Origin of the sequence: Streptomyces diastatochromogenes (genome assembly GCF_002242805.1) — a bacterium.
In the GTDB taxonomy this organism is placed as follows: domain Bacteria; phylum Actinomycetota; class Actinomycetes; order Streptomycetales; family Streptomycetaceae; genus Streptomyces; species Streptomyces diastatochromogenes.
The window spans coordinates 156,596-182,334 of record NZ_MCGQ01000013.1 but is presented as its reverse complement, the minus strand read 5'-3'; the positions used below and the strand labels follow the sequence as shown (position 1 = coordinate 182,334).

Here is a 25,739-nt window from a genome sequence, read left to right as displayed (position 1 = left end):
GTCAATCGGACGAGAATTCTGGACGAGTCCGGTCCGGAATCTGCCGAGAATTCGTCCGAATTCAGGGCAAGTCGGGCCCTATAAAAGCCACAAAAACGGCATATAACCAGCACACTTTGGCTGTTTCTCGCCGGGGCGTAGGGCATGATTCCGGGGCCTGCGACCCGCAGGTCCGGAACGCGTTCCCCAACTGTACCGCGCTCAATCACACAGAATGGCCCCCTCCGCTTCTCTCACGGAGGAGGCCATTCGATGAACAATCGGTAACCGGCATTACCGACGGTAATGATCTGTCATTCGGTCAGCCGCCGGCGACGGCCGGAATGATGGAGACACCGGCACCGTCCGGGGTCGCGGTCTCCAGACCCTGCTCGAAGCGGACGTCGTCGTCATTGACGTACACGTTGACGAAACGGCGCAGCTTGCCCTGGTCGTCGAGAACGCGGGCCGCGATGCCCGTGTGGTTCTTCTCCAGGTCCCCGATGACCTCGGCGAGGGTCGCCCCCTCAGCGGCGACCTCGGCCTGGCCCCCGGTGTAGGTGCGCAGGATGGTGGGGATGCGAACGGTCACGCTCATGCGAGGCCAGCCTCTCGGAAGGAGTCCAGGGTCGGGCGGATCGTCGCGGTGAGCCCCGTACCGGCCACCGCGTCGAGGGTCTTCAGGCCGTCGCCCGTGTTGAGGACGACCGTGGTGAGCGACGGGTCCAGCACACCGCTCTCGATCAGCTTCTTCGTCACGCCGACCGTCACACCACCGGCGGTCTCCGCGAAAATACCCTCGGTACGGGCCAGCAGCTTGATCGCGTCGACGACCTGCTCGTCGGTCACGTCCTCCACCGCACCACCGGTGCGACGGGCGATGTCGAGGACGTACGGGCCGTCGGCCGGGTTGCCGATCGCCAGCGACTTGGCGATGGTGTTCGGCTTCTGCGGGCGGACCACGTCGTGGCCAGCCTTGAAGGCGGTGGACACCGGCGAGCAGCCCTCGGCCTGGGCACCGAAGATCTTGTACGGCTTGTCCTCGACGAGCCCGAGCTTGATCAGCTCCTGCAGACCCTTGTCGATCTTCGTGAGCTGGGAGCCGGAGGCGATCGGGACCACGATCTGGTCCGGGAGCCGCCAGCCGAGCTGCTCGCAGATCTCGTACGCCAGGGTCTTGGAGCCCTCCGCGTAGTACGGCCGCAGGTTGACGTTGACGAAGCCCCAGCCCTCGCCGGCCGGGTCACCGATCAGCTCGGAGCAGAACCGGTTCACGTCGTCGTAGTTGCCCTGGATGCCGACCAGCTCGCCGCCGTAGACCGCGGCCATGACGACCTTGCCCTGTTCCAGGTCGTGCGGGATGAACACACAGGAGCGGAAGCCGGCGCGGGCGGCGGCGGCGCCGACGGCACCGGCGAGGTTGCCGGTGGAGGAGCAGGAAAGGGTGGTGAAACCGAAGGCGCGGGCGGCCTCCAGGGCCTGGGCGACGACGCGGTCCTTGAAGGAGTGCGTCGGGTTGCCGGAGTCGTCCTTCACGTACAGCCCGCCGGTGACGCCCAGCTCGCGGGCCAGGTTGTCGGCCTTGACGAGCTTGGTCCAGCCCGGGTTGATGTTGGGCTTGTCGGCCACGTCGGCGGGGACGGGCAGCAGCGGCGCGTACCGCCAGATGTTCGCGGGGCCGGCCTCGATCCGCTTGCGCAGCTCTTCGGTGTCGTAGGCGGAGAAGTCGTAGGCGATCTCCAGCGGGCCGAAACACTCCTCGCAGGCGAACACCGGCCCGAGGGGCACCTGGTGACCGCACTCGCGACAGCTCAGCGCTGCGGCGGGGCCGAGGTCTACGGTGGGATTGCTGGTGCTTGCAACTGTCTGCACAGCCATGGAGGCGAGGCCCTTTCTCCTCATCTTCCTCACGACGCATCTCGCCGTGAGACGGATTTGGCACCTTCCCTAGCCGGGAGCCTCGCTGGAGAACGAGAACCGACTGGAGGGTTGCCGGGGCTTCATCGGGCCGTTTCCCTCTGCCCCTCTGGATGAGCTGTATGTGGTTGTCAACGCTCGTTGACCCGGACATGCGATGGTCACCGGCGTTGTTCAAGACTGTAACCGAAGGCCAGGACAGTTGAGATAGTCGTCCGAACCGCGAGATGGATCACACGGTCACCCCCTGTGATCACGACAGTGAGGAGCCGCAGACCGTGCTGGAAGAAGTCGACCGCTGGCTGGCCACCCGCTCCTGGTCCGTGACCGATCGTCCGCTCCACCGGATACTTGCAGCCAAGCAGCGCACCGGTCAGTCCGTCTCCGTCGTCCTGCCCGCGCTGAACGAGGAGGAGACGGTCGGCGACATCGTCGCGATCATCCGTCACGACCTCATGCAGCAGGCCCCGCTCGTCGACGAGATCGTCGTCGTCGACTCCGGGTCCACCGACCGTACCTCCGAGATCGCCGCCAGGGCCGGCGCGCGGGTCGTCCACCGCGACGACATCCTGCCGCGCGTCCCGGCCGTCCCCGGCAAGGGCGAGGTGCTGTGGCGCTCCCTGCTGGTGACCAGCGGGGACATCGTCTGCTTCATCGACGCCGACCTGAAGGAGTTCTCCTCCGACTTCGTCTCCGGCATCGTCGGCCCGCTGCTCACCGAACCGGGCGTCGACCTGGTCAAGGCGATGTACGACCGCCCGCTCGGCGGCGCCGCGGGGCAGGGCGGCCGGGTCACCGAACTCATGGCCCGCCCGCTGCTGAACATGCACTGGCCGCAGCTGGCCGGTTTCGTGCAGCCGCTCGGCGGCGAGTACGCGGCCCGCCGCTCGCTGCTCGAACAGCTCCCCTTCCCCGTCGGCTACGGCGTCGAACTGGGCATGCTGGTCGACGCCCTGCACCTGGTGGGCCTGGACGCGCTCGCCCAGGTCGACGTCGGTGTGCGCAAGCACCGCCACCAGGACGGGCAGGCCCTCGGCCGGATGGCCGCGGCGATCTACCGCACGGCGCAGCTGCGGCTCGCCCGCGGGCATCTGATCCGGCCGTCGTTGACCCAGTTCGAGCGGGGTGAGGACGGGTTCGAGCCGCGCACCTACTCGGTGGACACCGAGGAGCGGCCGCCGATGGCGGAGATCGCGGAGTACGCGGCGCGCCGGGTGGCGTGAGGGGCGCACGAGAACGGCTGTATACAGCCCCCTTCCGGGGCAGACCGTACGTTTGAGCGTTTCCGGGCCGGGCTAGGTTGAGGACCATGGCTTCCACCCACGGTGCTGAGGTGCTGGTCGCGTCCAATCGCGGCCCGGTTTCGTACGAGGTGATCGAGGACGGCTCGCTGCTCGCCAAGCGGGGCGGCGGCGGGCTGGTCTCGGGTCTGTCGGCCATCGGGCCGGAGACCAACGCGGTCTGGGTGTGCGCCGCGCTGGGCGGCGGCGACCGTGAGGCGGTACGGCGCGCGGGCGGCGGGCTGCTGCCGGCCGAGGAGACCGGCGGGCAGCGGGTGCGGATGCTCGACATCGACGCGACCGTGTTCTCCGACGCGTACAACGGCATCGCCAACTCGGTGCTGTGGTTCGTCCACCACATGCTGTACCAGACCCCGCTGGAGCCGGTCTTCGACGCGGAGTTCCGGCGGCAGTGGGCGTCGTACGAGGCGTACAACCGCGCCTTCGCCGAGGCGCTGGCCGAGGAGGCGGCGGACGGCGCCGCGGTGCTCATCCAGGACTACCACCTGGCGCTCGCCCCCCGGATGCTCCGCCGGCTCCGCCCCGACCTGCGCATCGGCCACTTCTCACACACCCCGTGGGCCCCGCCGGACTACTTCCGCCTGCTGCCCGACGACATCGCGGCCGAGCTGCTGACCGGCATCCTGGGCGCGGACCGGGCGGCGTTCCTGACCCAGCGGTGGGCGGACGCCTTCACCGACTGCTGTCACGCGGTGCTGGGCCCCGGCATCCCGTCCGGGACCCGGATCGGGGTGCACGGGCTGGGGGCCGACGCCGACTTCCTGCGCGAGCGGGCGCACCGGCCGGACGTGGACGAACGGATGGCCGCGCTGCGGGAGGAGATCGGCGAGGGGCGCCGGACGATCGTCCGGGTGGACCGCACCGAGCTGTCCAAGAACATCGTGCGCGGCCTGCTGGCGTACCGGCAGCTGCTGGAGGACCACCCCGAGTGGCGCGAACGGGTGGTGCATCTGGCGTTCGCCTACCCGTCCCGGCAGGATCTCGCCGTCTACCGCGAGTACACGGCCGAGGTGGAGCGGGTGGCGGAGACGATCAACTCCGTGTTCGGGACCGAGGGTTGGACACCGGTCGTGCTGCACGTCAAGGACGACTTCGCCCGCTCCCTGGCCGCGTACCGGCTCGCGGACGTGGCGCTGGTCAACCCGATCCGGGACGGCATGAACCTGGTCGCCAAGGAGGTGCCGGTCGTCTCCGACGAGGGGTGCGCGCTGGTGCTGTCGCGGGAGGCGGGGGCGTACGAGGAGCTGGGCGAGGACGCGATTGTGGTGAACCCGTATGACATCGGGGGGACGGCGAGGGCGTTGCACGAGGCGCTGAGCCTGGCGGGAGGTGAGCGGGCGGAGCGGTCGAAGAGGCTGGCGGCTGCTGCTACCGCGTTGCCGCCGGCGCAATGGTTCCTGGATCAGCTGGGTGCGCTTGAGCGGTGATGGCGTTGTCACGCCATGTGTGCTGCCAGTGCTCGTAGGAGGGCTACGACTCCCTCCGGGCCGTCCACCACCATGTCCGCCCGCTCCGCCAGTTCCGTGACCTCTGTGCTGCCGCTGCAGATCAGGAGGCCGGGGATGCCGTCGGAGCGGAGTTTGTCGATGGCCGCGTAGGCGGGGAGGTCGCCGAGGTCGTCGCCGGCGTAGACCACGCACTCGGCGCGGGTGGTGCGGGCGTGGTCGAGGAGGGCGACGCCCTTGTCCATGCCGGGCGGGCGGAGTTCGAGGACCAGCCGGCCGGGCTCGACGATCAGCCCGTGCCGGGTGGCGAGGTCGGCGAGGGGGTCGCGGAGGGCCTCGAACGCGGCCTGGGGGTTGTCGGCGCGGCGGGTGTGGACGGCTACGGCGCGCCCCTTCTCCTCGATCCAGGTGCCGTGCCCGGCGCCGACGCGGTCCAGGAGACCCGGCAGCTCGGCGCGGACCGCGGCCACGCCGGGGTGGGGCGGGGGTGCGGTGACGGTGCCGGTGGCGGCGTCCCAGCGCTCGGCGCCGTAGTGGCCGAGGACGACGAGGTGCTCCAGGCCGGGGACGCCGGCGAAGCCGCCGTGCCGTACCGCCACGTCGGCGGGTCTGCCGGTGACCACGGCCACCGAGGCCACCTTGGGGGCGAGGGTGGTGAGTGCGGGGACCGCGTCGGGGTGGGCCCGGGCCTGCTCCGGGTCGGCGACGATGGGGGCCAGCGTGCCGTCGAAGTCGAGGCCGATCACCGCGGTGTGCGGCTTGGCGAGCAGTGCGGCGAGTCCATCCCGGCCGGCCTGGGTCACCGGGGTCGGCAGAAGGTCCATACACCGACAGTATCCAGCGCGGGCCGGGGTCACTCCTGGCGGAGAAAGCTCAGCGCTCGGAGCGTCGTGCCTCCCGTACGCGCCGCAACCGGTTCACCGTCACCGGATCCAGTGCCAGTGCCCTCTCGTCGTCCAGCAGGGCGTTGAGGAGCTGGTAGTAGCGCACCGGTGCCAGGCCCAGTTCCTCGCGTATCGCCCGTTCCTTCGCGCCGGGGCCGGGGAAGCCCCGGCGCTCCAGCGCGAGGACGGCTTTTTCGCGGGTGCCCAGTTCCATGGGGGCCACCGTAACGCCGGGCACTGACAGGCGGCGGCTCAGTTCACGTCGTCGCTGTCGGCCTCGGTCGCCGTCGCCTGGAGGCCGGTCAGGACGCCGGCGGGGCTGCCGGCGGGGGTGACCGCCTGGCCGATCTGCTTCTTCACGGCCGCGCTGACCGCCGCCCAGGAGGTCTTGCCGACGGGATACAGCTCGGACGTCGGGAGCTGGTCGAGGAAGGGGTGCAGGGCCTGGTCCGGGGCCGAGTCCGACTCGGTCATCGTGTTGGACGCGGAACCGGTGACCGGGAGGAGTCCGTACGCGCGGGAGAAGGCGAGGACGTTCTTCTGGTCGTAGACGAAGTCGAGGAAGTCGCCTATCTGATCGGCGTGCCCGTGCTGCTTGAAGCCCATCATCCAGTCGGCGACGCCCATCGCGGCCCTGGCCTCGCCGGTGCGGCCCGGCATCGGGACCATGCCGAACCGCACGCCCTTCTTGGCGGCCTGCTGGATCAGTGTGGGATGCCCGTTGAGCATGCCGACCTGGCCGTCGGCGAAGGCGGCGAAGGCGTCCGCGCGGTTGAGCTTGCCAGGGGCGACCGGACCGGTCAGGCCCTTACCGACCAGCTCGTCCTTGAGCCAGGTGAAGGTCTGGACGTTCTCCGCCGAGTCGATGGTGTAGGTGCCGATGTCGTCGGTGTAGCCCTTGCCGCCGCTCAGCAGCCACTGCATGGTCTCGGCCTGCGCCTCCTCGGGGCCGAGCGGCAGCGCGTAGGGGTACTTCACCCCCTCGCCCTTGAGCGCCTTCGCGTCGGCGGCCAGCTCGCTCCAGGTGGTGGGCGGGGTGATGCCGGCCTTGGCGAAGAGGGTCTTGTTGTAGAAGAGCACCCGGGTGGAGGCGGCGAACGGGATGCCGTACTGCACGTGCTTCCACTCGCCCGCGTCGGCGAGCTGGGAGAGGAAGTCGGCCTGGGTGCGGATGGAGAGCAGGTCGGAGGCCTGGTAGAGCTTGCCCGCGGCCGCGTAGTCGGCGTAGGCGCCGATCTGGGCCAGGTCGGGTGCGTCTCCGGCGTCGACCATCTCCTTGACCTTGCGGTCGACGTCATTCCAGGAGTAGACGCTGACCTCGACCTTCACGCCGGAGTGCTGGGACTCGTACGCCTTGACAAGGTTGTCCCAGTACTTCTTCGAGCTGTTGGCGGCCGAGTCGCCGTAGTCGGCCGCGACCAGTCTGAGGGTCACGTCGGAGGAGCCCGTACTCCCGCAGCCGCCGAGGACCGCCGTCATGCCCAGTGCGGACACCACCGCGATCGTTCCTGCCGTACGCCGACGCACCGTCAAAGCCCCAACCCTGCTGTCTGACCGTTCAATATGTGGACACATAAGGTCTACACCACGTGAGTGGACTAGACCTCTTGTGGGTCCGCGGGCCACACTGTCCCCCGTGAGACATGTCATCGCCCTGGACGTGGGCGGTACCGGGATGAAGGCGGCCCTCGTCGGAGACGACGGCGCGCTGCTGCACCGCGCCCGCCGGGCCACCGGCCGCGAGCGCGGGCCCGAGGCGGTGGTCGGGACCATCCTCGACTTCGCCTCGGAGCTGCGCGCGTACGGCATCGAGCGCTACGGCGAACCGGCCGCCGCGGCCGGCCTCGCGGTCCCCGGCATCGTCGACGAGGAGCACGGCATCGCCGTCTACGCGGCCAACCTCGGCTGGCGGGACGTACCGCTGCGCGCCCTGCTCGCCGACCGGCTCGGCGTGCCCGTGGCACTCGGCCACGACGTGCGCACCGGCGGCCTCGCCGAGGGCCGGATCGGCGCGGGCAAGGGCGCCGACCGGTTCCTGTTCGTGCCGCTGGGCACCGGCATCGCCGGCGCCATCGGCGTGGACGGGCGAGTGGAGGCGGGCGCGCACGGCTTCGCCGGCGAGATCGGCCACGTCGTCGTACGACCCGGAGGCACCCCCTGCCCCTGCGGGCAGCGCGGCTGCCTGGAGCGGTACGCCTCCGCGTCCGCCGTCAGCGAGGCGTGGGCGGCGGCCTGCGGGGACCCGGACGCGGACGCCGCCGACTGCGCGAAGGCCGTCGCGTCCGGTGACCCGAACGCCGTCCGGGTCTGGCAGGAGGCGGTGGACGCGCTGGCCGACGGCCTGGTCACCGCGCTCACCCTGCTGGACCCGCGCACGCTGATCATCGGTGGCGGCCTGGCCGAGGCGGGGGAAGTGTTGTTCCAGCCACTGCGGGACGCCGTCCGGCGCCGGGTCACCTTCCAGAAACTGCCGTCCATCGTCCCGGCCGCCCTGGGCGACACGGCCGGCTGCCTGGGCGCGGGGCTGCTTGCGCGGGACCTGCTCACGACCACTTCTACGACTCCGGAGGTAAGCACCTGATGGCCACTGAGCGGGACTGCCCAACTCCGGAGGCGCCACGAGGGGCGCGGGGAACTGCGCGACCAGCCCCCACCGGCCGGCAGGTACTCACCGGCGCAAACGTGGTCCTCCCCACCGGCACGGTGAAAAACGGCCAGGTAGCCATCGAGGGCAAGCGCATCGCCGGCACCACCCCAGCCAACGCCCAGATGATCGACGTATCCGGCCACTGGCTAGTACCCGGCTTCGTCGACATCCACAATCACGGCGGCGGCGGAGCCTCCTTCTCCGGTACGGCCGAGGACATCCTGACCGCCATCCACACCCACCGCCTGCACGGCACCACCACCCTGGTCGCCTCCACCGTCACCGACGAGATGGACCTGCTGGTGCGGCAGGCCGGGCTGCTCAGCGAGCTGGCCGAGCAGGGCGACATCGCCGGGATCCACTTCGAGGGGCCGTTCATCTCCCCGTGCCGCAAGGGCGCGCACTCCGAGGAGCTGCTGCGTGACCCGGAGCCGGCCGAGGTGCGCAAGCTGATCGACGCGGGGCGCGGCAAGGCGACGATGGTCACGCTCGCCACGGAGCTGCCGGGCGGCATCGACTCGGTACGGCTGCTCGCGGAGCACGGAGTGATCGCGGCGATCGGGCACACGGACGCCACGTACGAGCAGACGGTCGAGGCCATCGACGCGGGGGCCACGGTCGCCACCCACCTCTTCAACGCCATGCCGACTCTCGGCCACCGCTCCCCTGGCCCGATCGCCGCGCTGCTGGAGGACGAGCGGGTCACGGTCGAGCTGATCAACGACGGCACCCATCTCCACCCGGCCGCGCTGGAGCTGGCGTTCCATCACGCGGGCGCCTCCCGGGTCGCGTTCATCACCGACGCGATGGACGCGGCCGGCATCGGCGACGGCCGCTACATGCTCGGCCCGCTGGAGGTCGAGGTCAGCGAGGGTGTGGCCCGCCTGGTGGAGGGCGGCTCGATCGCGGGGTCGACGCTCACCCTGGACCGCGCCTTCAAGCGGGCGGTGACGGTCGACAGGCTGCCGGTGGAGGACGCGGTAGCGGCGCTTTCCGCCAACCCGGCTCGCCTCCTGGGCCTCTCCGACCGCATCGGCTCCCTGGAGCCCGGCAAGGACGCCGACCTGGTGCTGCTGGACCAGAACTTCGACCTCAAGGGCGTGATGCGCCGGGGCGAATGGGTGGTAGCACCCCAACTGCCCTGATCCGTCCCCCTCTTCGCCGGACGGCGGCCGATCCTCGTACTGGGCCGGCCGCCGTCTCTTTGGCATGATCGGGGCCCCGGAACCGAGGCGCACGTACTTCGAGGGAGGTCGGCCCGGGTGATCCTCACGGTCACACTGAACACCGCTCTCGACATCACCTATCGCGTACGGTCCCTGCGGCCGCACGCCTCGCACCGCGTCTCGGACGTCATCGAACGGCCGGGCGGCAAGGGTGTGAACGTGGCCCGGGTGCTGGCCGCCCTCGGGCATGAGGTGACGGCCACCGGGTTCGCGGGCGGCGCCACCGGCCAGGTGCTGCGCGGGCATCTGTCGGCCACGCCCGGGGTGACGGACGCGCTCGTCCCGATCGCGGGTGCCACCCGCCGCACGATCGCGGTCGTGGACGATCTCTCCGGTGACACGACCCAGTTGAACGAGCCGGGCCCACAGATCTCCCCCACCGAGTGGGGCCTCTTCCTGGACCGCTACGAGGAACTGCTGGCCCCCGCCTCGGCGGTGGCCCTCTCCGGCAGCCTGCCGCCGGGGGTTCCGGTGGGCGCGTACGCGGGCCTGATACGCACGGCCCGCGCGTTCGGCGTCCCCGTGCTCCTGGACACCAGCGGCGAGCCCCTGCGCCGGGGGGTGGCAGCCCGCCCCGACATCATCAAGCCCAACTCGGATGAACTGGCCGAACTCACCGGCTCCCACGAGCCGTTGCGCGCCACCCAGGACGCCCGCCGCCGTGGCGCCCACGCGGTGGTCGCCTCCCTCGGGCCGGAGGGCCTGCTCGCAGCAACCCCCGAGGGCCGCTGGCACGCCACCCCACCCGCTCGCATCCACGGCAACCCGACCGGCGCGGGCGACTCGGCGGTCGCGGGCCTGCTGTCGGGGTTGGTGGAGCGCCTGCCGTGGCCGGACCGCCTGGCCCGCGCGGTCGCGCTGTCAGCGGCGACCGTACGGGCCCCGGCGGCGGGCGAGTTCGACGTGGCGGCGTATGAGGAGCTGGTGGGGCGGGTGGCCGTGAACGGGGTGGTCAGCGCGGCCTAGCTGTCCCGCTTGACCTGGCCCTTCTTCAGCCAGAGCTGGTCCAGCAGGACATCGCACTTGTCGCCGGGCTGGCAGGAGAGCGAGATGGTGTTCGAGCCCTTGTTCAGCGTCGGCCAGGCGTAAGTCTCCGTCCAGGCCTCCGCCGGGTCGTTCTTGTGGGTGAAGTTGCCGAGGTTGAACTTGCCGCCGAACGGCTTGCCATTGACGGTGAGGGTCATCGACTGATCCTCACCGGCGTTGCTGAACCGCGCGAAGATCGTGTACGTGCCGTCCTCGGGGACGTTGTCGAACGTCCAGGTCACCGAGGAACCGACCGTGTTCAGCCCGCCCACATACGTACCACCCGCCGCCTGCGCACCCTTGACGTCCGACGCCTTCGTCGCCCCGCCGGCCAGCTGGAGAGCGCTCGCGTCCGCCTTCGGCAGGTCGCCCGACGCTGCCGAGTTGCTGCTGGACGGGCTCGGCTTGCTGCTCTGGGACTGGGTCGGGGAGGTGCCCACCTGGCTGCTGGACTTGTTGTCGTCCGAGCCGCCGTTGAGCATCGCGACGCCGATGCCGATGACGACCGCGGCGACCACCGCGATGGCGCCGATCAGCAGACCCTTGGTGTTCGGGCCGCGGCGGCCGGGGGTCGGCTGCAGGGGCTGGCGGCTGGTCGGGGCGCCGCCGGCGAGGGTCTCGGGGGCCTGGTAGTGGGCGTTCGGCTGGCCGTAGGCACCCTGCTGCTGCTGCGGCGGGACGCCGGGCTGCTGGCCGTACTGCGGCGCCTGCTGCCCGCCGTAGGTACGCTCGCCGACCGCACGCACTCTGCTGACCGAGTTCGGGTAGCCGTAACCACCGGACGGCGGCTGGGCTCCTCTGGCCTGGCCGTCGGCGTACAGATAGCCGAACGGGTCGTCGTCCTCGGGCGTGCTCGGGCTGTTTTCGCCGGGCGTCATCCCTTGGTCTCCTCAGCAGGTGCGGGTGGATCCGGTACAGGTCTGGAATGGCGAGCCTACCCGCTCCAGCTGGCCCAAACGGGTGACCCAGACCGCATCAACTCACTGACCTGCGGATCATCCGGCGCGTCGGTGCTGTTTGGGACGAGATCGTTTCTCTACGTACATCCGCTCGTCGGCTGACTTCAACACTTCGTCCGCAGTCATGCCGCAGTGTGCCCAGCCGATGCCGAAGCTGGCGCCCACCCGGACGGCCCGGCCCTCGGCGCGGATCGGCTGGATGATCTCGTTGCGCAGACGTACGGCGAGGTCCTGGGCGTCGGCCTTGCCGAGGCCGTCGGCGAGGATCACGAACTCGTCGCCGCCGAGCCGGGCCACCGTGTCCCCGTCGCGCACGCCCCGGGACAGCCGTCGGGCGACCTCGATCAGGACCGCGTCGCCCGCGTTGTGGCCGAACCGGTCGTTGATCGACTTGAAGCCGTCCAGGTCGCAGAAGAGCACCGCGAGGCCCTTGGTGCCGTCGTCGTGGCCCTCCTCGGGGGCCGCGATGTGGACGTGGTGGTCGTACCCCTCGTACGCCTCCGCACCCGGTGCGAAGTCGAAGCCGTGGCCGACGGGGCTGTCGTAGGCGGGGTGGCCGTAGGCCGCGTCCAGGGACTCCAGCGCGCCGGCGTGGGCCTGCCGCTGGCAGAGGCGGCCCGACAGGCGGGAGCGCAGCTCGGCGGAGTTCGGCAGGCCGGTGAGGGAGTCGTGGGAGGCGCGGTGGGCGAGCTGCAGCTCGCGGCGCTTGCGCTCCTCGATGTCCTCGACGTGGGTGAGCAGGAAGCGGGGGCCGTCGGCGGCGTCCGCGACGACCGAGTTGCGCAGGGACACCCACACGTACGTGCCGTCGCGGCGGCCGAGGCGGAGTTCCGCGCGGCCTCCCTCGGCGGAGGTCCGGAGCAGGGTGCCGATGTCCTCGGGGTGGACGAGGTCGGAGAAGGAGTAGCGGCGCATCGCGGAGGCGGGGCGGCCCAGCAGACGGCACAGCGCGTCGTTGGTGCGCAGGATCCGGCCGTGCTGGTCGCCGCCCATCTCGGCGATCGCCATGCCGGAGGGGGCGTACTCGAACGCCTGCCGGAAGGATTCCTCGCTGGCGCGCAGCGCCTGCTGGTCGCGCTCCAGGCGGACCAGGGCGCGCTGCATGTTCGCACGTAGACGCGCGTTGCTGATCGCGATGGCGGCCTGGAAGGCGTACATCTGCAGGGCCTCGCGGCCCCAGGCGCCGGGGTGGCGGCCGTTGCGCGGCCGGTCGACGGATATGACACCGAGCAGCTCACCGGAGGAGCCGCCCTGCACGCCGGGTGTGTACATGGGCGCGAAGAGCCGGTCGGAGGGGTGCCACTCGTCCTCGAAGCGGGGCGCGGGCCCGTCGGTGTACCACTGCGGGACGTCGTCGTCGTCCAGCACCCAGCCCTCGGTGTGCGGTATGAACACCAGGTCGCCCCACTGCTCACCCATGCTCAGCCGGCGCAGCCAGGAGTCGCGAGAGCCGACCCGGCCGGTGATCAGGGCCTCGGCGGCGGAGTTGCCGGAGAAGGCGGCGACGACGAGGTCGCCGTCGGGGCGCACGAGGTTGACGCAGGCCATCTCGTACCCGAGGGCGCCCACGACGCCGTCGGAGACGGTCTGCAGTGTGTCCGCCAGGCTGCGTGCCGTGTTCATGTCGGCCATAACCTGGTGCAGCTGTCGCAGGGACGCAAGACGGACATACGGCTCCGACTCGGTCTCCATGCTCGCCCTCCCCCCGAGACCTCGCAGCGAATCAAGGGTTCTCATCGGCGTATCGCCCTTACCAGCTTCCGCCACTGAATCACAGCGCGCTGCTCACTCGGTACACAGGGTCAACAATTAACGGGCCTTGTGACTCAAGTCACAGAAGAACGTGAACAATTGAGTGGAGTTTCTGCGTTCTCCTTGTGTGTTTCCTGGACGCAGGCTTTGTGATGTGTCCTTCCCTGGTCCTAGGACCCGGCTAGGGCGCAGGCCCGATGCGCCGCGCACGGTGCGGAGATTAGCGTCACCGGCGTGCTGAACACTCCCTCACCCACCGCCACAGCCGCTTCCGGGCATGCTGAGGGGGTGAGCAACGACGAGTTCCGGGCCGCGATGTCCCGGCTGGCCGCGGGCGTGGTCCTGGTGACCGCGCAGGAGCCGCCGCTGGACCCGGACGACCCGACCGCGCCGGGCGGCGAGGACGTCGGCATGACTGCCACGGCCTTCATGTCCGTCTCGCTGGACCCGCCGCTGGTGCTGGTCAGCCTGCGCACGGGCGCCCGCATGGACGACCTGCTCGACGAGCAGCCGCTGTGGGCGGTCTCGGTGCTCACCGAGAGCCAGCGCCACGTCGCCGGCCGCTTCGCCATGAAGGGCCGTATCAGCGACCGCCTGCTCTTCGAGGACCTGCCCTACGTCCGCGGGGAGGCCTCCGGCGCCCCGCTGGTGGGCGGCGCGCTGGCCACCCTGGAGTGCCGCACCGAGCAGCGGGTGACGGCCGGGGACCACACGCTCGTCATCGGCCGGGTGCTGACCGCGCGGGTGCCGAGCGCGGAGGGCGGGCCACTGATGTATTTCCGCGGCCGGTACCGGCAGTTGGGGTGAACGGGCGCCCCGGAATTCCATAGCCGTGCCGTCTTCGATCTGCTTAATGTGCGCGGATGACTGCCGATCCGACTGCTCATCCGACTGCGCATCCGACTGTTCGTCCGACTGTTCGTCTGGAAGAGATAACGCCCCGGAATCTCGAAGCCGCTCTCGCCATTCGCATCCGCCCCGACCAGGAACACGCGGTCGAGCCGGTGGCCCACTCCCTCGCCGAGGCGTACGTCCACCGCGCCGGTCTCGCCTGGCCCCGGCTGATCGTGGACGGCGACCGCCCGGTCGGCTTCCTGATGGCCTTCCTCGACATCGACTGGCACGAAGACGGCAGCGCGATCCGCTCCGGCCTGTGGCGGCTGAACATCGCCGCCGAGGAGCAGGGCAAGGGGTACGGCCGCTTCGCCGTCGACTCCGTCGCCGCGGAACTCCGCCGCCGGGGTGCCCAGGAGATGTACGTCACCTGGCATCCCGGCCCGGACGGCCCCGAGGAGTTCTACCTCCGCCTCGGCTTCCGCAAGAACGGCGAGACGAGCGGAGACCAGACGGTCGGCGTGCTCGACCTGCCCTAGGGGGTGTCTTCTGCGGGTCGGCTCATGACAGCCGGTCCCGGCTAGCCCCAGTCCCGGCCCGAGCGGCCCCGCTTCGTGTCCGAGCGCTGCTTCTTCTCGCGCAGTCGGCGCTCGTTGATGCCGCGGGGGATGCGGGTCGGTCTGCGGGGCTTGGGCGGGGGTGCGGTGGCCTCGGCGAGGAGGGCGGCGAGGCGTACGGCGGCGGTCTCGCGGTTGCGCCACTGGGAGCGGTGCTCGGAGGACCGTACGACCACGACCCCGTCGACCAGGCGCCCTGCCAGCCGCTGCAGCGCCCGTTCCTTCCACACCTCGGGAAGCGCCTCGGTGGCCGCGAGGTCGAAGCGCAGCTCCACCTGCGAGTCGCTGGTGTTCACATGCTGGCCACCGGGCCCGGAGGATCTGGAGAAACGCCACGTCAGCTCGGCCTCGGGTAGCGAGACCGAGCCACGGATGAAGTAAGGCCCGGACATGCATCCCATGTTCCCGGTCCGGCCCGCCTCACGTCACCCGGTTTTCCTTATGGGTAAAAAAGGTAAAGGGATCCGGAACCATCGGGACCCCCCTCGACGTTCTCCCCGGTGACGGTAGCTTCGTCGGCACAGAAACCTAAAAGGGAAGGGACTCCCAATCATGGCTGTAAGCCTGTCCAAGGGTGGCAACGTCTCGCTCACCAAGGAGGCTCCGGGCCTGACCGCCGTCACCGTGGGCCTCGGCTGGGACGTCCGCACCACCACCGGCACGGACTTCGACCTGGACGCCTCCGCCATCGCGGTCAACGGGCAGGGCAAGGTCTACTCGGACGGCCACTTCGTCTTCTTCAACAACAAGCAGACCCCGGACAACTCGATCGTCCACACGGGCGACAACCGCACGGGCGAGGGCGCGGGCGACGACGAGGCGATCAACGTCAACCTGGCCGCCCTCCCGGCCGACATCGACAAGATCGTCTTCCCGGTCTCCATCTACGACGCCGAGAACCGCGGCCAGAACTTCGGCCAGGTCCGCAACGCCTACATCCGCATCATCAACCAGGCCGGCGGCGCCGAGATCGCCCGCTACGACCTCTCCGAGGACGCGGCCACCGAGACCGCGATGGTCTTCGGCGAGCTGTACCGCAACGGCGCGGAGTGGAAGTTCCGCGCGGTGGGCCAGGGCTACGCCTCGGGCCTGGTGGGCATCGCCCAGGACTTCGGTGTGAACGTCTGACGGACGCTGCGCTGTGCGGGGACCCCTGGCTTCGGCCGGGGGTCCCGGCATACGGGGCCGTGAAGCGGCTCTACCAGCCCGCCGGCCGGTAATAGCCCAGCACGGCGGCCAGTTGGGCGAACCACTCCCCCAGCCGCGCCCTCGGCTTCGCCTCGACCACGCACTCGTAGAACCGGCCGTCCGGGAGCACCACCGCCACCATCAGGGCCTTGCCGGACGGAGTCGCCTTGTAGTGGACGCTGCGGATCTCCTGCCAGGGGAAGTCGACGGACATGCCGTGGTCCTCGAAGGCCACGCCCTGGGTGTCGACCACGATCGAGTTGTGGCGGTCGACCGCCATGAACTCCGGGCCACTGACCTGCGGCTGGGGTGGGGTCGGGGCGTAGGCGTACTGGGGTGGCGGGGGGCCGAAGCCCGGTTGAGCGGTGGCCGGCGGAAGCGGTGGCGGTGGCTGTTGGCCGTAGGGGGGCTGGTTGCCGTACGGCGGTGGCTGGGTGGTCATCGTCTTCCGTCTCCCCGGACATGGTGTGGCTCCTGCGGAAAACTATCCAGCACCCCGGCGCCCCCAGAAGGACCCGGTCAGTGGATAGGGTCCCGTCATGCTCCTCGAACGGCTCTCGTCGACCGACGGCTCCCTCCCCGCCGAGCTGCTCACCGAGCTGACGGCGCTGTACGCCTCCCACCACGAGTTCCACGCCCTCAGCGGCGAGTTCCCCGACCCGGACGACATCCGCCCCGAGCAGGTGGCGGTCGCGCTGGCCGACGACCTGGCCCACCCGGACGCCGAGGTGCTGCTGGCCCGGGCCGAAGGGCGACCGGTCGCGATCGTGATCACGCTGGCCCACCACCCCGACCCGGCCGACCCGGACCCGTGGATCGGGCTGCTGATGGTCGACGCGGCCGAGCAGGGCAAGGGGTACGGCCGGCGGGTCGCCACGCTGGTCGAGGAGCGCTTCCGTGCCGCCGGGCGGCACGCCGTACGGCTCGCCGTCCTCGACAACAACCCCAAGGGCCTGGCCTTCTGGACCGCCCTCGGCTACGAGGTCGTCGACCACCGCCCCGACCGCGACCTCGGCCGCCCCTGCGCCGTGCTGCGCAAGGTGCTGCGAACCCCCCGGCAGGCAGCCCGAGTCGCCGTCATCGACCCGGAGGGCTCCGTCCTCCTCTTCCGGTACGACAACGTCGAGGTCGGCGTCCACTGGGCCCTGCCCGGCGGCGGCCTGGACCCCGGCGAGGGCCCACGCGAGGGCGCCCTACGGGAACTGGCCGAGGAGACGGGCTGGACCGACCTGAAGCCCGGGCCTCTCCTGTGCACCTGGGAACACGACTTCACCCGCTTCGACATCCCCGTCCGCCAGCACGAGCACATCTACGTCACCCACGGCCCCCACCGCGAACCGACCGGTCCCGCCCTCGCCGCCGCGCACGCCGCCGACGGCATCCTCACCTGGCGCTGGTGGAGCAGGCAGGAGCTGGCCGAGGAGGCGGAGCCGGTGTGGCCGCCGGACCTCGCCCGACTGCTGGACGAGTGGGAAGGCTGAGCGGGCTGTGGAGTGGACGGCGCCGGCCGGTACGTGACGCCCGGGGCATCAAGTTCGCTTGAATCAAAGGGAGTTGACCGCACTCGCCGCGTCCGGATAGCGGATTTCGCAGCACGTCTTTCGGATACGAACACGTAAAGTCTTGTCGGCACCCTGTCAAACAGGCCGTTCTCGGTGTCACTCTCTCCTCGCCGCCGCAACTCTGTGCATCCCCTGTGTCCCGTCTGTGTCTCCAACCCCACGGAGACCAGCCTGAAGGAGATCGAGTGAGACAGCAGCCCCACGCTCCCCGCACCTCCCGCAAGACCGCCGTGCGCGCCGCCGCCCTGGTCGGCTCGGCCGCGATGGTCGTCCTCGCGCTGCAGAACGGCGCCGCGACCGCCGCCCCCACACACACCTCTGGCGCCACGGCCCTCCCGCTCGGCGTCACGGCCCGTGCCGCCGCCATCGAGTCGGCCCAGCGGCACGCCGGTGCGGCGGCCCGGGAACTCGGCCTCGGTGCCAAGGAGAAGCTGGTCGTCCGGGACGTGGTGAAGGACGTGGACGGTACCGTCCACACCCGTTACGAGCGGACGTACGCCGGTCTCCCCGTCCTCGGCGGCGACCTCGTCACCCACGCGGCGAAGAACGGTTCGCTCAAGGGTGTCAGCAAGGCGACCAAGGCCCGGATATCCGTGCCGACCACGACCGCGGCCGTCTCCCCCGCGAGTGCGAAGAAGAGCGCCCTCAAGGCCGCCGGCAGCGACGCCAAGGCCACCGCCTCGACCTCCCGCAAGGTCGTCTGGGCGGCCGGTGCCAAGCCGGTCCTCGCCTACGAGTCCGTCGTCAAGGGCCTCCAGCACGACGGCACCCCGAGCGAGCTGCACGTCATCACCGACGCGCAGACCGGCAAGAAGCTCTACTCCTACCAGGGCATCGACACCGGTACGGGCACCAGCCGGTACAGCGGCACCGTCACGCTCGGCACCACCCCCTCGGCCTCCGGCGGCTACGACCTGATCGACGGCGGCCGCGGCGGCCACAAGACGTACGACCTGAACGGCGGTACGTCCGGCACCGGCGCCCTCTTCCACGACGCCGACGACGTCTGGGGCGACGGCACCGTCACCAACCGCCAGACCGCCGCCGTCGACGCCGCCTACGGCGCCGCCGTCACCTGGGACTTCTACAAGTCCGCGTTCAACCGCAACGGCATCGCGGGCGACGGCAAGGCCGCCTACTCCCGTGTCCACTACGGCAACGCCTACGTCAACGCCTTCTGGGACGACAGCTGCTTCTGCATGACGTACGGCGACGGCTCCGGCAACGCCGACCCGCTGACCTCCCTCGACGTGGCCGGCCACGAGATGAGCCACGGGCTGACCGCGGCCACGGCGAAGCTCAACTACAGCAAGGAGTCCGGCGGTCTGAACGAGGCCACCTCGGACATCTTCGGCACCTCGGTGGAGTTCTTCGCGAACAACTCCTCCGACCCCGGTGACTACCTCATCGGCGAGAAGATCGACATCAACGGCAACGGCACCCCGCTGCGCTACATGGACAAGCCCAGCAAGGACGGCGGCTCCGCCGACTACTGGTCGAGGACGGTCGGCCGGCTCGACGTGCACTACTCGTCGGGCGTCGCCAACCACTTCTTCTACCTGCTGAGCGAGGGCAGCGGCGCGAAGACCATCAACGGGGTCTCCTACAACTCGCCGACGTACGACGGCTCCACGGTCACCGGCATCGGCCGGGCCAAGGCCGACCAGATCTGGTACAAGGCCCTGACCACGTACTTCACCTCGACGACCACCTACGCGGGCGCCCGCACCGGCACCCTGCAGGCCGCGGCGGACCTGTACGGCTCGGGCAGCGCGGAGTACAACGCGGTGGCGGCGGCCTGGAAGGCGGTCAACGTCAAGTAACCGCACGCGTACGGCAGTACGACGGCCGGGCCGCCCGTCACGGGTGGTCCGGCTTGCCGTTGCCGTACAGCCAGTCCTTCCAGATCTCGCCGAAGTCCTTGTCCGGGGCCTTCTTCTCCACGTACGCGGTGAAGTCGGCGGTGTCGACGGTGCCGTAGCGGTGGGCGGCGGCCCAGCCCTGGATGATGTCGTAGAAGGTGTCGTCGCCGACCTTCTGGCGGATCTTCTGCAGGACCATCGCGCCGCGCTGGTAGACCGGGCTGTCGGAGATGTGCGCGGCGCCGGAGGGCTTGGCCGGCGGGAAGGCCCAGATGTCCTCGTCGTCGCCCTCGTACAGCTCGGTGAAGGTCTGCTGGGCGCTCTTGCCGCCGTGGTCCTCCGCGTACAGCCACTCCGCGTACGTCGCGAAGCCCTCGTTGAGCCACATGTCCTGCCAGGTCTTCGGGGTGACCGAGTCGCCGTACCACTGGTGGGCGAGTTCGTGCACGAGGGTGCTGGTGTCGAGCTGGTCGGCGGGGAAGACGGGTCGGGTCTGGGTCTCCAGGGCGTAGCCGGCGTCGCCCGGGCGGTCGACGATCGCGCCGGTGGAGGAGAAGGGGTACGGCCCGAAGTTGTACTCCTCCCAGTCGATGATGTCGGGGATCTTCGCGAGCACCTTCGCGCTCGCCTCGGCCTGGGTGGGGTCGACGGCGGTGAAGACGGGCAGGCCGTGCGGGCCCGTGGTGTGGGTGATGTCGTAGTGGCCGACCGCGACGACGGCGAGATAGCTGGCCATGGGCTGGGCGGAGTGCCAGGCGAAGGTGGTCCGGCCGCCCTTGGTGCTCTGGCTGGTCAACTCACCGTTGGAGACGGCCTGGAGGCCCTTCGGGACGGTGACCGTGATGTCGTACGTCGCCTTGTCCGAGGGGTGGTTGTTGCCCGGGAACCAGGCCATGGAACCGACCGGCTCGCCGAGGGCGAGCGCGCCGTCGGCGGTGGGCAGCCAGCCCTCCTTCGAGCCGTCGGGGTCGGTGAGGGTCTTCGGGGTGCCCGCGTAGCGGACGGTGGTGCGGAACGTCTCGCCCTTGTCGAGGTCGTCATGGGGCCGGACGGTGAGTTCCTGGCCGGCGCGGTTCCAGCGGGCGCGCTTGCCCTCGACGGTGACCGAGTGGACGTCCAGTCCGGCGAGGTCGAGGTCGAAGGCGGACAGGTCCTTCGTGGCGCGGGCGGTGATGACGGCCTTGCCGGTGAGGTGGCGGGTACCGGGGGTGTAGTCGAGGGTGAGGGCGTAGTGGGTGACGTCGTAGCCGCCGTTGCCCGCCTTCGGGAAGTACGGATCGCGCACGCCGGAGCCGCCCGGGGTGCCGTGGACCCCGCCGCCGCACGCGGTGCCGGTGAGGGCGAGCAGAGCGGCAGCTGCCGGGACAAGGCGCGCGGATCTGGACATGTCAGTGATCCTAGGCGGGTGAGGGGCATCGCAGCAGGGCCGGGGCTGTGGGCGTGACACCATCTCTCCCGTGCTCGACATCGGCTACGCCCTCTCCAACCGCTTCCCGGACCCACCGCAGACCGACTACCGCCGCGCGGACGTCCACACGCTGCGGCACGACCTGTTCTGCGGGGACGTCTATCTCGCGGACACCAAAACGGACCGGGAGCTGTCCACAGCCTGGGGATGGGTACCGGTGCTGGACTTCGCGTGGGCGCTGTGCGACATCGCGGAGCAGCTGGACCGGGACCCGATGGGCTCCCGCGCCTCCCGGCCGCAGCACGCGGAGCTGGACTTCACCGAGTCCACCGACCGGATGCTGTTCGAGCGCCGCTTCGGCTGGGTGGACATCGAGGCCGACTGGATGCCGGCCGAGGAGCCCCCGCTCGCCTTCTCCCACACCGAACTTCGCCGCGAGGCCCGCGACTTCCTCCACGACCTCCTCGCCGACCTGACCGACCTCCACGAGGACCTGGCGGAGAACCCGGCGATCTGGACGCTCCAGGCCCGCTTTCCCCGCGTGTCCTGAGCATCGCTTCAGCCGACCCACCGACCCGTCACCCCTCCACCCGGATCCCCAGCTCCCCCGCCAGCACCGGCGCCAGATCCAGCAGCTGCCCGGTGCTGATCACCGCCCCCGAGAGCCGGTCGAGACCCCGCGCGATCTCCAGCGGAGCGGCCCCGCGCAGGTCCACGTCCTTCAAGGTCGCGGCGCCGAAGTCGGCCTTTCTCAGGGCGCAGTCGACGAACTCGACCCGCTCCAGGTGGGCGCCGGAGAAGTCCGGTTCGACCAGGACGCAGGACTCGAAGACGACGTCCTTGAGGCGGGCCTGGCGGAGGTTGAGGTAGTCGATCTTGCCGCCTCTGATCACGACCCGTTCCAGCACGGCGCCGTGCAGCTGGGTGCCGCCCAGGCGGGGGTCGGCCAGCTCGACGTCGCGGAACGTGGACTCGGCCAGGTCCGTGCCGACGCCCCGCAGGCCGGTGAGGACCGAGTCGAGGAAGCGGGCCCTGCCCAGTGCCGTCTCGTCCACCGCGCAGCCCGTCAGCGCGCAGTCCATGAAGCGGGCGCCCACCCCGTCCTGCCCGGCCAGGTCCGCCTCCCGGAACTCCAGCCCGTCGTAGTCACCGTCCGGCGCCAACTCCCCCTCCGTCCAGGGTTCCAGGGGTGGCAGCCGCAGCTCCGGCCGCCGTGCGCCCTTCACCGCCGCCTTGCCCATGCCCCCGCCCGCGCCCGTCGCTCTCCTCGCCATGCCCCCATGCTGCACCCCGCCACTGACAATCCGCCTGAGCTGCGGACATCGGATCCGCGGCCGGCCGATGTCACATTTCAGGGCGCTCGAACGGTCGTACTCACGGACAAGGTGAACCGACCAGAGGGAGAGCGCACCCCATGCATCGCATCACCGTCGTCGGCGGCGGCTTCGCCGGGCTCACCGCCGCCATCACCGCCGCCGAGGCAGGCGCCAAGGTCACCGTGTACGAGGCCCACCACACCCTGGGCGGCCGGGCCCGCACCGCCGAGGGGCCGTACCGGACCAACGAGGGCCCGCACGCCCTCTACAACGGCGGCCCGCACTGGATCTGGCTCAAGCAGCGGGACCTGATCGGGCCGCTCGCCCCGATCCCGCCCCTGGAGGCGGCCCGGCTGCGGCTGCGCCACCACGGCGTCCTGCGCCGCACCCCGCCCTTCGCCCTGCTCAAGCTGCTGCGCCCCAGCGTCCGTCAGGCCCCCGTCGACACCGACTTCCTCAGCTGGGCGACCGGCATCGCCGGCGAGGAGGGCGCCCGGGCGGCCGCCAACTACTCCGCCGTCGCCCTCTTCCACCACGACCCCGGCGCCCTGTCCGCCGCCTTCGTGCAGGAGCGGCTGCGCCGGGCCACCAAGCTGCCGCCGGAGGCGCACTATCCGCGGGGCGGCTGGGCGAGCGTCATCGACCGGATGGCCGCGCGGGCCTGGAACCTCGGCGTGCGGATCGAGACGCTGGCCCGCGTCGACACCCTGCCGACCGACACACCCGTGGTCGTCGCCACCTCCCTGCCCGCCGCCCGGCGGCTACTCGGCGACGACTCGCTGACCTGGCCCGGCGGCCGTACCGTCCTGCTCGACCTCGCCCTGCGCACCCGGCGCGGGGACGCCTTCGCCGTCTCCGACCTGGACGCACCCGGCTGGATCGAACGGTTCACGGCGCAGGACCGGACCCTCGCCCCGGCCGGCGAGCAACTACTTCAGGGACAGATCCCGATCGGGCCCGGCGAGGTGCGCGCTGACGGTCTCGCCCGGGCCGAGGAGCTGCTCGACCTGGCCTTCGAGGGGTGGCGGGAGCGGGTCACCTGGCGGCGGGAGGCCGTGGCGGACGGTCGTACGGGCGCCGTGGACCTGCCGGGCAGCAGCTGGCGGGACCGGCCCTCCGTGGACCGCGGCGACGGCGTCTACCTGGCCGGCGACCAGGTGGCGGCGCCGGGCGTGCTGTCCGAAGTCTCCTTCAACAGCGCGGTCACGGCGGTGTCGCTGATCCTCGGCCGGACCGCCCTTGACCTCAAGCATGCTTGAGGTCGAAGAGTGGCCTACGGAGATGGAGACCGAGACACGATCACTGGGGGATGCCATGCACGCCGTACGCCTGTACGCCTTCGGGCCGGCCGAGAACCTGACCTATGAGACGGCCGCGGACCCGGTGCCGGAGCCGGGCGAGGTGCGGATCGCCGTGGCGGCGGCCGGGGTGCACCTCCTCGACACCGCCCTGCGGGAGGGACAGCAGGGCCCGCTGCCCGAGCCGCCCACGCTGCCGACCGTGCCCGGCCGTGAGGTCGCGGGGGTCGTGGACGCCCTCGGCGACGGCGTGGCGGAGGCCTGGCTCGGCCGGCGGGTGGTCGCCCACCTGGGCTTCGCGCCCGGCGGCTACGCCGAACTCGCCGTCACCGGCGCCGAACGCCTGCACGAGATCCCGGACGGACTGGGCTTCGCCGAGGCCGTCGCGATGATCGGGACGGGGCGTACGGCGCTGGGGATCGCGCAGTTCGCCGAGCCCGGGCCGGACGACGTGGTCGTCGTACCGGCGGCCGCGGGCGGCATCGGCACACTGCTCGTGCAGCACGCCAAGAACGCCGGAGCGACGGTGATCGGCCTGGCGGGCGGCCCGGAGAAGACCGCCCGGGTGCGTGCGAACGGCGCCGATCTCGCCGTCGACTACACCGACTCCGGCTGGCCCGCCAAGGTCCGCGCCCACCTCGGCGGGCTCCCCGCCACGATCGTCTACGACGGTGTCGGCGGCGCGGCCGCCCGGGAGGCCGTGGCGCTGCTCGGGCCCGGCGGCCGGCATCTCGTCTTCGGCTGGTCGGCGGAGGGCATCGGGGAGGGACGTCAGGGCTACTTCGTCGACGGGCTCTCCGAGTCGGTGCTCGGCCCGGCGATGCTCCAGCGGGCCGGCGGCCTGCGCGCCCTCGAACTACGCGCCCTCACCGAGGCCGGCGAAGGCCGCCTGCGCCCGGCCGTCACCCGCTTCCCCCTCTCCGAGGCAGCCGCCGCGCACCGCGCGCTGCAGAACCGCGGCACGATCGGGAAGGTGGTGCTGGAGCCATGAGGCACAAGCGGTGGGCTGCCCCCGGCTGCCGCCGGTGCCTCACCACCGCCGGTGCCTCAGTGCCGCCCCGCCACCCGGTCCGCGACACGGGCCAGCCGTGAGGACTCCGTGCTCGGGTGGAGGAGTTCGTTGCGGTCGGCGGCGCGGTAGGTGGCGTACATGCCCTGGACGCCCAGCCAGCGGAAGGGTTCCGGCTCCCACTTGCGGACCTTGTGGTTCACCCAGGGCAGGTCCGTCAGCTCGGTGCGGCCGGCCTGGCCCGAGTCCTGCTGGACGAGGTCGCGCAGGGTGCGGGCGGCGAGGTTGGTGGTGGCGACGCCCGAGCCGACGTAACCGCCCGCCCAGCCGAGGCCGGTGGCCCGGTCGAGGGTGACCGTGGCGCACCAGTCGCGCGGGACGCCGAGGACGCCGGACCAGGCGTGCTCGATACGCAGGCCGGCGAGGGCGGGGAAGAAGCGGGTCAGGATCTCCCGCAGGGCCTCGATCGTCTCCGGCTGGGTGCGGCCGTCGTTGTCGGTGCGCGAGCCGAAGCGGTACGGCACCCCGCGCCCGCCGAGCGCGATCCGCCCGTCGGCCGTGCGCTGCGCGTACATGTAGGCGTGCGCCATGTCGCCCAGCGTCTCCCGGCCGTCCCAGCCGATCGCCGCCCACTGCTCGTCGGTGAGCGGCTCGGTGGCGATCATCGAGGAGTTCATCGGCAGCCAGGTGCGCCGCTGGCCCTTCAGGGAGGCGGTGAAGCCCTCCGTGCAGCGCAGGATGTACGGGGCGCGGACCGTGCCGTAGGGGGTCACGGCGTGCTTGGGGCGGATCTCGGTCACCGGGGTCGACTCGTGGATGGTCACGCCGAGCGCCTCGGCGGCCGCCGCGAGGCCCTTGACCAGCTTCACCGGGTGCAGCCGGGCGCCGTGCGGGGTCCAGGTCGAGCCGACCGCGCCGGCCACCCTGATCCGCTCGGCGGTCTGCCGGGCGCCGTACAGCTCGCGGTCCTTCTCGCCGTACGACAGCTCGTGCTCGTGGAACGCCTTGAGACGGGCGAGCTGGGCGGGTGTGGTCGCCACTTCCAGTACGCCGCCCCGGTGCACGTCGGCGTCGATGCCCTCGGCCTCGGCGATCGCGACGACCTCGGCCACGGTGTCGTTCATCGCCTTCTGCAGCCGTACGGCGGCCTCGTGGCCGTGCAGCTTCGCGTACCGGTCGCGGCCCGCGATGCCGTTGTACAGCCAGCCGCCGTTGCGGCCGGAGGCGCCGTAGCCGCAGAACTTCTGCTCCAGGACGGTGATACGGAGGAAGGGGGCGGCCTTCTTCAGGTAGTACGCCGTCCACAGTCCTGTGTAGCCGCCGCCGACGATGACGACGTCGGCGGACGCGTCCCCGGGCAGCGGCTCCCGCACCGCCGGAAGACCGTCGTCCGCGTACCAGAAGGAGATGCCGCCGTTGACGACATCGCTTGCCGAGGTGCTCATGCGCGGACGTTAACCCACGCAGCAGCCGGTGTCTCCTTCGGATTCCGTGCTTTTCCGGGGACGC

The 25,739-nt window shown here is 71.1% G+C and carries 25 protein-coding genes and 1 riboswitch; of the genes, 13 read left to right on the top strand and 12 right to left on the bottom strand.

Annotated features, from left to right (window positions below):
* Nucleotides 1-301: 301 nt before the first annotated feature.
* Together BEK98_RS15635 and thrC are read right to left on the bottom strand one after the other, a co-directional pair.
* Complete coding sequence (locus BEK98_RS15635) at nt 302-577, bottom strand: MoaD/ThiS family protein (RefSeq protein WP_094217122.1); 276 nt, start codon at nt 575-577, stop codon at nt 302-304.
* A complete protein-coding gene (gene thrC / locus BEK98_RS15630; protein ID WP_094217121.1) occupies nt 574-1,857 on the bottom strand; it encodes a threonine synthase in 1,284 nt (427 codons plus the stop codon). The genes BEK98_RS15635 and thrC overlap by 4 nt, the downstream gene beginning before the upstream one ends.
* 17 nt (nt 1,858-1,874) lie before the next feature.
* A riboswitch (SAM riboswitch) is annotated at nt 1,875-2,016 on the bottom strand.
* Between the two features lie 158 nt (nt 2,017-2,174).
* Here thrC and BEK98_RS15625 point away from each other — a divergent pair.
* Entirely contained in the window at nt 2,175-3,119 is a 945-nt protein-coding gene (locus tag BEK98_RS15625) for a glucosyl-3-phosphoglycerate synthase (protein WP_094217411.1), read from the top strand.
* 86 nt (nt 3,120-3,205) lie between these two features.
* The gene (locus BEK98_RS15620; protein ID WP_094217120.1) at nt 3,206-4,624 is read left to right on the top strand and encodes an alpha,alpha-trehalose-phosphate synthase (UDP-forming); all 1,419 of its coding nucleotides are present in this window, start codon (nt 3,206-3,208) and stop codon (nt 4,622-4,624) included.
* An 8-nt stretch (nt 4,625-4,632) separates the two neighbouring features.
* On the opposite strand, the gene otsB is transcribed toward BEK98_RS15620, so the two are convergent.
* The 3 genes from otsB to BEK98_RS15605 are packed head-to-tail and all read right to left on the bottom strand — an operon-like array spanning nt 4,633 to nt 7,053.
* Complete coding sequence (gene otsB, locus BEK98_RS15615; protein WP_094217119.1) at nt 4,633-5,466, bottom strand: trehalose-phosphatase; 834 nt, start codon at nt 5,464-5,466, stop codon at nt 4,633-4,635.
* Nucleotides 5,467-5,515: 49 nt separating this feature from the next.
* A complete protein-coding gene (locus tag BEK98_RS15610) occupies nt 5,516-5,740 on the bottom strand; it encodes a DUF3263 domain-containing protein (RefSeq protein ID WP_094217118.1) in 225 nt (74 codons plus the stop codon).
* 38 nt (nt 5,741-5,778) lie between these two features.
* Entirely contained in the window at nt 5,779-7,053 is a 1,275-nt protein-coding gene (locus BEK98_RS15605; protein WP_483027326.1) for an extracellular solute-binding protein, read from the bottom strand.
* 109 nt (nt 7,054-7,162) lie between these two features.
* On the opposite strand from BEK98_RS15605, the gene BEK98_RS15600 reads away from it, so the two are divergent.
* The 3 genes from BEK98_RS15600 to BEK98_RS15590 all read left to right on the top strand — a co-directional run bounded on the left by BEK98_RS15600 (nt 7,163) and on the right by BEK98_RS15590 (nt 10,365).
* Complete coding sequence (locus tag BEK98_RS15600) at nt 7,163-8,107, top strand: ROK family protein (protein WP_094217410.1); 945 nt, start codon at nt 7,163-7,165, stop codon at nt 8,105-8,107.
* Nucleotides 8,107-9,318, top strand: coding sequence for an N-acetylglucosamine-6-phosphate deacetylase (gene nagA / locus BEK98_RS15595; protein WP_244201866.1), 1,212 nt, complete (start codon nt 8,107-8,109; stop codon nt 9,316-9,318). Before BEK98_RS15600 ends, nagA begins: the two co-directional genes overlap by 1 nt.
* A gap of 117 nt (nt 9,319-9,435) precedes the next feature.
* Complete coding sequence (locus tag BEK98_RS15590; RefSeq protein WP_094217115.1) at nt 9,436-10,365, top strand: 1-phosphofructokinase family hexose kinase; 930 nt, start codon at nt 9,436-9,438, stop codon at nt 10,363-10,365.
* Here the strand turns inward: BEK98_RS15590 and BEK98_RS15585 are convergent.
* Entirely contained in the window at nt 10,362-11,303 is a 942-nt protein-coding gene (locus BEK98_RS15585; RefSeq protein WP_094217114.1) for a carbohydrate-binding protein, read from the bottom strand. The two genes, BEK98_RS15590 and BEK98_RS15585, sit on opposite strands and share 4 nt — an antisense overlap.
* A 117-nt stretch (nt 11,304-11,420) precedes the next feature.
* Nucleotides 11,421-13,076, bottom strand: a complete 1,656-nt coding sequence (gene cdgB / locus BEK98_RS15580) for a diguanylate cyclase CdgB (protein ID WP_094217113.1) — start codon at nt 13,074-13,076, stop codon at nt 11,421-11,423.
* A 294-nt stretch (nt 13,077-13,370) separates the two neighbouring features.
* Between cdgB and BEK98_RS15575 the strand changes: the two genes are divergently transcribed.
* Nucleotides 13,371-13,943: a flavin reductase family protein gene (locus tag BEK98_RS15575; protein WP_094217112.1), complete on the top strand. Its 573-nt coding sequence runs from the start codon at nt 13,371-13,373 to the stop codon at nt 13,941-13,943.
* Nucleotides 13,944-13,999: 56 nt separating this feature from the next.
* Entirely contained in the window at nt 14,000-14,509 is a 510-nt protein-coding gene (locus BEK98_RS15570) for a GNAT family N-acetyltransferase (protein ID WP_094217111.1), read from the top strand.
* A 41-nt stretch (nt 14,510-14,550) separates the two neighbouring features.
* On the opposite strand, the gene arfB is transcribed toward BEK98_RS15570, so the two are convergent.
* The gene (gene arfB, locus BEK98_RS15565) at nt 14,551-14,988 is read right to left on the bottom strand and encodes an alternative ribosome rescue aminoacyl-tRNA hydrolase ArfB (protein WP_094217110.1); all 438 of its coding nucleotides are present in this window, start codon (nt 14,986-14,988) and stop codon (nt 14,551-14,553) included.
* Nucleotides 14,989-15,139: 151 nt separating this feature from the next.
* Between arfB and BEK98_RS15560 the strand changes: the two genes are divergently transcribed.
* Nucleotides 15,140-15,715, top strand: a complete 576-nt coding sequence (locus BEK98_RS15560) for a TerD family protein (RefSeq protein WP_094217109.1) — start codon at nt 15,140-15,142, stop codon at nt 15,713-15,715.
* A gap of 70 nt (nt 15,716-15,785) precedes the next feature.
* Here BEK98_RS15560 and BEK98_RS15555 read toward each other — a convergent pair whose 3' ends face one another.
* Entirely contained in the window at nt 15,786-16,217 is a 432-nt protein-coding gene (locus BEK98_RS15555; protein ID WP_094217108.1) for a hypothetical protein, read from the bottom strand.
* A 97-nt stretch (nt 16,218-16,314) separates the two neighbouring features.
* On the opposite strand from BEK98_RS15555, the gene BEK98_RS15550 reads away from it, so the two are divergent.
* A complete protein-coding gene (locus BEK98_RS15550; protein WP_094217107.1) occupies nt 16,315-17,256 on the top strand; it encodes a bifunctional GNAT family N-acetyltransferase/NUDIX hydrolase in 942 nt (313 codons plus the stop codon).
* A 344-nt stretch (nt 17,257-17,600) separates the two neighbouring features.
* Nucleotides 17,601-19,160 carry a M4 family metallopeptidase gene (locus BEK98_RS15545; protein ID WP_208643129.1) on the top strand — a complete coding sequence of 520 codons (1,560 nt, stop codon included), beginning with the start codon at nt 17,601-17,603 and terminating at the stop codon, nt 19,158-19,160.
* A gap of 37 nt (nt 19,161-19,197) precedes the next feature.
* Here the strand turns inward: BEK98_RS15545 and BEK98_RS15540 are convergent, their stop codons facing one another.
* On the bottom strand, nt 19,198-20,586 hold the full coding sequence (locus tag BEK98_RS15540) for a M1 family metallopeptidase (protein WP_167444174.1): 1,389 nt from the start codon (nt 20,584-20,586) through the stop codon (nt 19,198-19,200).
* Nucleotides 20,587-20,656: 70 nt separating this feature from the next.
* On the opposite strand from BEK98_RS15540, the gene BEK98_RS15535 reads away from it, so the two are divergent.
* On the top strand, nt 20,657-21,157 hold the full coding sequence (locus tag BEK98_RS15535) for a hypothetical protein (protein WP_094217105.1): 501 nt from the start codon (nt 20,657-20,659) through the stop codon (nt 21,155-21,157).
* Between the two features lie 28 nt (nt 21,158-21,185).
* Here the strand turns inward: BEK98_RS15535 and BEK98_RS15530 are convergent, their stop codons facing one another.
* Entirely contained in the window at nt 21,186-21,881 is a 696-nt protein-coding gene (locus BEK98_RS15530; RefSeq protein WP_094217104.1) for a pentapeptide repeat-containing protein, read from the bottom strand.
* Nucleotides 21,882-22,021: 140 nt separating this feature from the next.
* Between BEK98_RS15530 and BEK98_RS15525 the strand changes: the two genes are divergently transcribed.
* Both BEK98_RS15525 and BEK98_RS15520 read left to right on the top strand, forming a co-directional pair.
* Entirely contained in the window at nt 22,022-23,182 is a 1,161-nt protein-coding gene (locus BEK98_RS15525) for an NAD(P)-binding protein (protein ID WP_094217103.1), read from the top strand.
* Between the two features lie 55 nt (nt 23,183-23,237).
* Nucleotides 23,238-24,212: a zinc-binding dehydrogenase gene (locus BEK98_RS15520; RefSeq protein ID WP_094217102.1), complete on the top strand. Its 975-nt coding sequence runs from the start codon at nt 23,238-23,240 to the stop codon at nt 24,210-24,212.
* Between the two features lie 56 nt (nt 24,213-24,268).
* Here BEK98_RS15520 and BEK98_RS15515 read toward each other — a convergent pair whose 3' ends face one another.
* On the bottom strand, nt 24,269-25,675 hold the full coding sequence (locus tag BEK98_RS15515) for an NAD(P)/FAD-dependent oxidoreductase (protein WP_094217101.1): 1,407 nt from the start codon (nt 25,673-25,675) through the stop codon (nt 24,269-24,271).
* Nucleotides 25,676-25,739 lie beyond the last annotated feature (64 nt).

Bases quoted from the DNA above. Each gene is read 5' to 3' on its own strand.
- BEK98_RS15550 (WP_094217107.1), top strand. From the start codon at position 16,315: ATGCTCCTCGAACGGCTCTCGTCGACCGACGGCTCCCTCCCCGCCGAG.
- BEK98_RS15525 (WP_094217103.1), top strand. From the start codon at position 22,022: ATGCATCGCATCACCGTCGTCGGCGGCGGCTTCGCCGGGCTCACCGCC.
- BEK98_RS15530 (WP_094217104.1), bottom strand. From the start codon at position 21,881: ATGGCGAGGAGAGCGACGGGCGCGGGCGGGGGCATGGGCAAGGCGGCG.
- BEK98_RS15610 (WP_094217118.1), bottom strand. From the start codon at position 5,740: ATGGAACTGGGCACCCGCGAAAAAGCCGTCCTCGCGCTGGAGCGCCGG.
- cdgB (WP_094217113.1), bottom strand. From the start codon at position 13,076: ATGGAGACCGAGTCGGAGCCGTATGTCCGTCTTGCGTCCCTGCGACAG.
- BEK98_RS15545 (WP_208643129.1), top strand. From the start codon at position 17,601: ATGGTCGTCCTCGCGCTGCAGAACGGCGCCGCGACCGCCGCCCCCACA.
- thrC (WP_094217121.1), bottom strand. From the start codon at position 1,857: ATGGCTGTGCAGACAGTTGCAAGCACCAGCAATCCCACCGTAGACCTC.
- arfB (WP_094217110.1), bottom strand. From the start codon at position 14,988: ATGGGATGCATGTCCGGGCCTTACTTCATCCGTGGCTCGGTCTCGCTA.
- BEK98_RS15635 (WP_094217122.1), bottom strand. From the start codon at position 577: ATGAGCGTGACCGTTCGCATCCCCACCATCCTGCGCACCTACACCGGG.
- BEK98_RS15620 (WP_094217120.1), top strand. From the start codon at position 3,206: ATGGCTTCCACCCACGGTGCTGAGGTGCTGGTCGCGTCCAATCGCGGC.
- nagA (WP_244201866.1), top strand. From the start codon at position 8,107: ATGGCCACTGAGCGGGACTGCCCAACTCCGGAGGCGCCACGAGGGGCG.
- BEK98_RS15585 (WP_094217114.1), bottom strand. From the start codon at position 11,303: ATGACGCCCGGCGAAAACAGCCCGAGCACGCCCGAGGACGACGACCCG.
- otsB (WP_094217119.1), bottom strand. From the start codon at position 5,466: ATGGACCTTCTGCCGACCCCGGTGACCCAGGCCGGCCGGGATGGACTC.
- BEK98_RS15570 (WP_094217111.1), top strand. From the start codon at position 14,000: ATGACTGCCGATCCGACTGCTCATCCGACTGCGCATCCGACTGTTCGT.
- BEK98_RS15515 (WP_094217101.1), bottom strand. From the start codon at position 25,675: ATGAGCACCTCGGCAAGCGATGTCGTCAACGGCGGCATCTCCTTCTGG.
- BEK98_RS15540 (WP_167444174.1), bottom strand. From the start codon at position 20,586: ATGTCCAGATCCGCGCGCCTTGTCCCGGCAGCTGCCGCTCTGCTCGCC.
- BEK98_RS15560 (WP_094217109.1), top strand. From the start codon at position 15,140: ATGGCTGTAAGCCTGTCCAAGGGTGGCAACGTCTCGCTCACCAAGGAG.
- BEK98_RS15520 (WP_094217102.1), top strand. From the start codon at position 23,238: ATGCACGCCGTACGCCTGTACGCCTTCGGGCCGGCCGAGAACCTGACC.
- BEK98_RS15555 (WP_094217108.1), bottom strand. From the start codon at position 16,217: ATGACCACCCAGCCACCGCCGTACGGCAACCAGCCCCCCTACGGCCAA.